The organism is Pseudoalteromonas sp. Z1A6, assembly GCF_011378745.1.
Taxonomy (GTDB): Bacteria; Pseudomonadota; Gammaproteobacteria; order Enterobacterales; family Alteromonadaceae; genus Pseudoalteromonas; species Pseudoalteromonas arctica.
Map to the genome: position 1 here is coordinate 1 of NZ_WTKW01000276.1, position 5,725 is coordinate 5,725.

5 protein-coding genes are annotated in these 5,725 nt (G+C 39.5%); all 5 read left to right on the plus strand.

Features of this window, described 5'->3' with window-relative positions; all coding sequences use genetic code 11:
* Positions 1-61 precede the first annotated feature (61 nt).
* The 5 genes from astE (at position 62) to GQR46_RS15275 (ending at position 5,678) form a co-directional block, all read left to right on the plus strand.
* On the plus strand, positions 62-1,114 hold the full coding sequence (gene astE / locus GQR46_RS15255) for a succinylglutamate desuccinylase (protein WP_165727887.1): 1,053 nt from the start codon (positions 62-64) through the stop codon (positions 1,112-1,114).
* Between the two features lie 265 nt (positions 1,115-1,379).
* Complete coding sequence (locus GQR46_RS15260; protein ID WP_024596866.1) at positions 1,380-2,594, plus strand: thiamine pyrophosphate-dependent dehydrogenase E1 component subunit alpha; 1,215 nt, start codon at positions 1,380-1,382, stop codon at positions 2,592-2,594.
* Complete coding sequence (locus GQR46_RS15265) at positions 2,594-3,571, plus strand: transketolase C-terminal domain-containing protein (RefSeq protein ID WP_008171214.1); 978 nt, start codon at positions 2,594-2,596, stop codon at positions 3,569-3,571. Before GQR46_RS15260 ends, GQR46_RS15265 begins: the two co-directional genes overlap by 1 nt.
* A gap of 8 nt (positions 3,572-3,579) precedes the next feature.
* Positions 3,580-5,163, plus strand: a complete 1,584-nt coding sequence (locus GQR46_RS15270; protein WP_165727888.1) for a dihydrolipoyllysine-residue acetyltransferase — start codon at positions 3,580-3,582, stop codon at positions 5,161-5,163.
* A gap of 149 nt (positions 5,164-5,312) precedes the next feature.
* Positions 5,313-5,678 (plus strand): DUF805 domain-containing protein, encoded by a 366-nt coding sequence (locus GQR46_RS15275; protein WP_165741375.1) that lies wholly within the window; start codon positions 5,313-5,315, stop codon positions 5,676-5,678.
* The last annotated feature ends 47 nt before the right edge of the window (positions 5,679-5,725 follow it).

Here is a 5,725-nt window from a genome sequence, read left to right on the forward strand (position 1 = left end):
GTATTTATAAAAATATATGCATAAGAGTCTACTCTCACATTATTTTTAAAGGGCTTATTATATGTCAGCCAATCCATCTTACTTAAATGAATTAAAACAAACAGGCGATTTTTTAACGCTTAGTCGTGACAACGAATGGCATTTAGATGCAGGTGAGTTTGTTTTAGATAATGGGACTCGTGTAAATATACACGATACCGGAGTCATTGAGTTTCAACCTGCTGTTATAACGTCAAAAGATGTAGTTTATTCAAGCGCTGTACACGGTAACGAAACTGCGCCAATTGAAATTTGTGATGCACTTATTAAACAAATTATAAAAGGCGAGCTGATACTTAAGCAGCGTGTTTTGTTTATTTACGGTAATCCACAATCAATTAATATTGGCCTGCGTTTTGTAGAAGAAAACTTAAATAGATTATTTAATGGTCACCATACAATTGAAGGTGTACCAATGAATAATGAGCGAAACCGCGCTGCAAAGCTAGAGCAGTACGTAAGCGATTTTTATACACGTGGCGAGCAAGGCAGTACGCGATGTCATTACGACTTACACACTGCAATTAGAGGCTCTAAAAACGAAAAATTTGCTGTGTATCCATTTTTACATGGTAAGCCATGGAAAAAGTCGCAGCTACAATTTTTATTGAGTTGTGGTGTAAATACCGTGCTTATGATGAAATCTCCTGCAACAACATTTAGCTATTATTCGTCATTTATACACGGTGCTGATTCTTTTACGGTAGAGCTGGGTCAAGTTAAGCCATTTGGTCAAAACGATATGGCTCGCTTTGAAAAAACAAAGCAAACCTTAACTGCATTAATTAGTCAAAATGAAGTTAAATATCCTGAATTTAATGCAAACGATTTTGAATTGTTTGCTGTCCATCGCACAATAAATAGAACGCAGAACGATTTTAGCTTTCCTTTTTCTGACGATGCCGAGAACTTTACTGGCTTTGCGAAAGGTGCACTACTTGCAACCGACGGTGATACAGCGATTTACGCTGACGTTGAAGGAGAGGCTATTATTTTTCCAAATGCGAGCGTAGCATTAGGGCAAAGAGCACTCCTTACTGTTATTCCAATGGATATTGATAGCAATTTCGTCTAATTTAACTCATCAGACCACTAGCAACTTAAAGTTAACTATATGATTACTATTAATTAAAGTAACCGTATCGTTAACTTGCCACTTATTTAACCAGTATTTGCTTTTGTTTCGTCCCAGATCTGTTGAATAACACTTTACGTTAACGTAAAGTGTTGGCAGCTTTAATTAAAGATAGTGCAGATGTTGCAAAGTTTAACCAGCAACAATCACCCACAATAATAATTTAAAGGGGCACTGTTTTACCGACAACAAAAGAAGGTAGGTTATGAGTAATCCAAATAACGTATCGCTGAATATTAACCACGAGCTTGAATTTATTGATGGTCAAGCGCTTAATATTCCAACCCTTAGTATTTTAACTGAGGACGGCGACATTCATCCTAGTGCAACCGCACCTGACATTTCAAAACATACCGCTATTAAGTTATATGAAACAATGCGTTTTATACGTTTGTTAGATGAACGTATGCAAGGCGCGCAGCGCCAAGGCCGTGTTAGTTTTTATATGCAATGCCTAGGCGAAGAAGCCGCAGTTACAGCCTCTGCTGCTGCACTGGATCAAGACGATATGATCATGGCTCAATATCGTGAACAGGCAGCCCTGCATTATCGTGGCTTTACGCTTGATCAATTTATGAACCAAATGTTTTCAAATGAATTGGATTTAGGCAAAGGCCGTCAAATGCCAATTCATTATGGGTCTAAAGCGCTAAACTACATGACGATTTCATCGCCATTGGGTACGCAAATACCACAGGCAACGGGTTATGCATATGGCCAAAAAATAAAGCACATCGACGCTAAAACAGGCGAGCTTGCCAGCACAATTGATAATGTGACTATTTGTTACTTTGGTGAAGGTGCTGCATCTGAAGGTGACTTTCATGCCGGTTTAAATATGGCCGCTGTTCACAAAGCGCCGGTTATATTTTTTGCACGTAATAACGGCTATGCCATATCTACCCCTGCTGATGAGCAGTTTAAAGGCGACGGTATTGCGTCGCGTGGTGTGGGTTATGGCATTAAAACAATTCGTGTTGATGGCACAGATGCACTTGCTGTTTATGCGGCAACTAAAAAAGCACGCGAAATAGCCTCAACACAAGGTGAACCTGTACTTATTGAATCGATTGCTTATCGTTTGGGTGCGCACTCTACGTCAGACGATCCAAGTGGTTATCGCTCTAAAGATGAAGAAGCGAATCATCAAACGTGTCCTATTGATAAATTTAGAAAATGGCTGGTCAAGCAAGACTGGTTAAACGAAGAAGACGATATAAAAGCAAAAGAGTCGATTCGTGAAGAAATTTTAGCAGCGCTTAAACGTGCTGAAGTTGTTGCAAAGCCCGCTTTAGAAGAACTGGTATCTGACGTTTACGATACACCAATTCCATTACTGCAACGCCAGTACGAGCAACTAAAAGAACATATAAAACAGCATCCAGATGCTTACCCAGTAACCGCAGGGAGAATTAAGTAATGGCTAAAATGAACATGCTCCACGCAATTAACTCTGCTCTCGATATTACGATGAATGAACACCCTCAAGCCTGTATTTTTGGTGAAGATGTTGGTTACTTCGGTGGTGTATTTAGAGCAACATCGGGCTTGCAAGAGAAGTACGGTAAACATCGTGTTTTTAATACGCCTTTAACCGAGCAAGGTATTTTAGGTTTTGCTAATGGTTTAGCTGCTTTTGGTGCGCCTGCATTGGCAGAAATTCAATTTGCTGATTATATTTTCCCAGCGTTTGATCAAATAGTAAATGAAGCCGCTAAATTTCGTTATCGCAGTGGTAATGAATTTAATGTCGGTAACTTAACTATTCGTACACCTTATGGTGGCGGTATTGCCGGTGGTTTATACCATTCACAATCACCCGAGGCGTATTTTGCGCACACACCTGGTTTGAAAGTAGTTGTACCGCGTAACCCTTATCAAGCTAAAGGTTTATTACGTGCATCAATTAAAGATGATAACCCGGTCATATTTTTTGAGCCTAAGCGTTTATATCGTGCATCAATTGGCGAAGTGCCAGAAGAAGATTATAGTATTGAATTAGGCACGGCTGAAGTAGTACAAGAGGGGGCCGATATTACGCTTTTAGCGTGGGGTGCTCAAATGGAGATTATTGAAGATGCAGCAAAGCAAGCAAGTGAGCAAGGTATAAGCTGTGAAGTTATTGATCTTCGTAGTATTTTACCATGGGATGTTGAAACGATTGCTAAATCGGTTATTAAAACCGGCCGTTTAATCGTGAGTCATGAAGCGCCTATAACCAATGGCTTTGGTGCAGAGATAGCCGCGACAATACAACAAGAGTGTTTCTTGCATTTAGAGTCGCCAATTTTACGTGTATGTGGTCTAGATACGCCATACCCGCTGGCACTTGAAAAAGAATACGTACCGGATGCACTAAAAGTGTTGGCTGCAATTAAACAATCAATGGATTTTTAGGGGTTACCATGGCTAAAGATTTTATATTACCCGATATTGGTGAAGGCATTGTTGAATGCGAAGTAGTTGAATGGCTAGTACAAGAAGGCGATACCGTATCTGAAGATCAGCCAATTTGCGATGTTATGACAGACAAAGCATTAGTACAAATTCCGGCAGTGCATGATGGCGTTATTTCAAAGCTATATTATCTAAAAGGTGAGATTGCTAAAGTACATGCCCCTTTATTCGCTATGGATGTAGCAGGTGAAAGCATTAGCAATGAAGTAGTACAAGAGCCAGTACAAGCTGAAAATAAAACTAATGATGCAGCTGATGTGGTTGAGGACTTTATATTACCGGATATTGGTGAAGGTATTGTTGAGTGTGAGATTGTTGATTGGTTAGTTGCTGAAGGCGACGAAATAGAAGAAGACCAAGCGGTTTGTGACGTAATGACCGACAAAGCATTAGTACAAATTCCGGCAAAATATACAGGCACAGTAAAAAAACTATATTACCAGAAAGGTGAAATAGCAAAAGTACATAGCCCGTTGTTTCAAATGACAATTGCAGGCAGTGCAGCAAAACCAAATGTTGATATAAACCAAGCGGTCGTAAAGGCTCAAACTAATGCCGTCGCTGAAAAAGTTGCCCCTGTTAAAACACAGCAAACTGCTAAAGTTATCAATCAAAAAGCGGTTGCATCACCTGCGGTTCGTCGTAAAGCACGTGAGCTAGATGTTGATTTAACCTGTGTACCAGGTAGTGGTAAAAATGGACGTATTTACAAGCAAGATATTGAAGAGTTTGTAAAAGGCGAAGTGCCAAATACTATTGATACTTCACCGCTTAATAGCGATGCTTCTCAAAGTGCAGTACAAAACCAAACACAGAATCAAAGCGGTGGCGTACGAGTAGAGCAAATTAAAGGTATTAAAGCGGCCATGGCCAAGCAAATGGTAGCTTCGGTTTCAACTATTCCGCACTTTACGTTTAGTGATGAAATAGACTTAACACAGCTTATAGCTTTGCGTAGCGCTTTAAAAGAGCAGTATAAAGCACAAGGCGTTAAGCTCACCATGATGCCATTTTTTGTAAAAGCACTCTCGCTAGCAATGAAAGAGTACCCTGTACTTAATTCAAAAGTGAACGATGAATGCTCAGAGCTTACCTATTATAACGATCATAATATCGGTATAGCGGTTGATTCTAAAATTGGCTTGTTAGTGCCTAATATTAAATCGTGCCAGAGTAAAAGCATTGTTGATGTGGCAAATGATTTAACCCGTTTAACTCATTCTGCGCGAGAAGGCCGTGTTGCACCCGATGATTTAAAAGGTGGGACAATTAGCATCTCTAACATTGGTGCTATTGGCGGCACTATCGCGTCCCCTATAATTAATAAACCAGAAGTGGCTATTGTTGCGCTAGGTAAACTGCAGCATCTACCGCGTTTTGATGAAAGTGGGCAGGTTGTGAGTAAAGCTATTATGCAAGTGAGCTGGTCTGGCGATCATCGTGTTATTGATGGGGGCACTATTGCTCGTTTTAATAACCTATGGAAGTCTTACTTAGAAAACCCATCGGCAATGATGATGGCTATGAGTTAATAGCTAAATTGTTAATATTTAATAAAAACCAGCTTTTAGCTGGTTTTTTGTTTTAATGTCAGCTGTTTTTAATTAAGATACAAATGTTACTAAAAAGTAATTGGATTAACCCCGTTAGGGAATATAAAAAATAACACTAAGGAAATTTTATGGAACATTATATGAACGCGTTGCGTAGCTACGCAGATTTTTCAGGTCGTAATCGTCGTAAAGCATATTGGATGTTTGTATTATTTAACTTCATTTTTTCAGTAGTTTGTAATGCGATTGATGGTGTACTAGGTACAATGTTCATTGGCTCTATTTATAGCTTAGCGCTATTAATTCCTGGCTTAAGTGCTGGTGCTCGTCGTCTTCATGACACAGGCCGTTCAGGCTGGTGGCAGCTACTTTGGTTAGTGCCAGTAATCGGTTGGATTGTTTTAATTGTTTTTCTTGCGCAAGATTCGCACGAAGGTGAAAACGATTTTGGTCCAAATCCTAAAGAATTAGCAGTAGAACCAGCAACTGTATAAGTAAGAATAACTTAACATGTTGAAAGCTCAGCAATTGCTGAGCTTTT

What these genes read in the sequence shown, in the direction of transcription:
- astE (WP_165727887.1), top strand. Translation starts at nt 62, where the DNA reads ATGTCAGCCAATCCATCTTACTTAAATGAATTAAAACAAACAGGCGAT.
- GQR46_RS15260 (WP_024596866.1), top strand. Translation starts at nt 1,380, where the DNA reads ATGAGTAATCCAAATAACGTATCGCTGAATATTAACCACGAGCTTGAA.
- GQR46_RS15265 (WP_008171214.1), top strand. Translation starts at nt 2,594, where the DNA reads ATGGCTAAAATGAACATGCTCCACGCAATTAACTCTGCTCTCGATATT.
- GQR46_RS15270 (WP_165727888.1), top strand. Translation starts at nt 3,580, where the DNA reads ATGGCTAAAGATTTTATATTACCCGATATTGGTGAAGGCATTGTTGAA.
- GQR46_RS15275 (WP_165741375.1), top strand. Translation starts at nt 5,313, where the DNA reads ATGGAACATTATATGAACGCGTTGCGTAGCTACGCAGATTTTTCAGGT.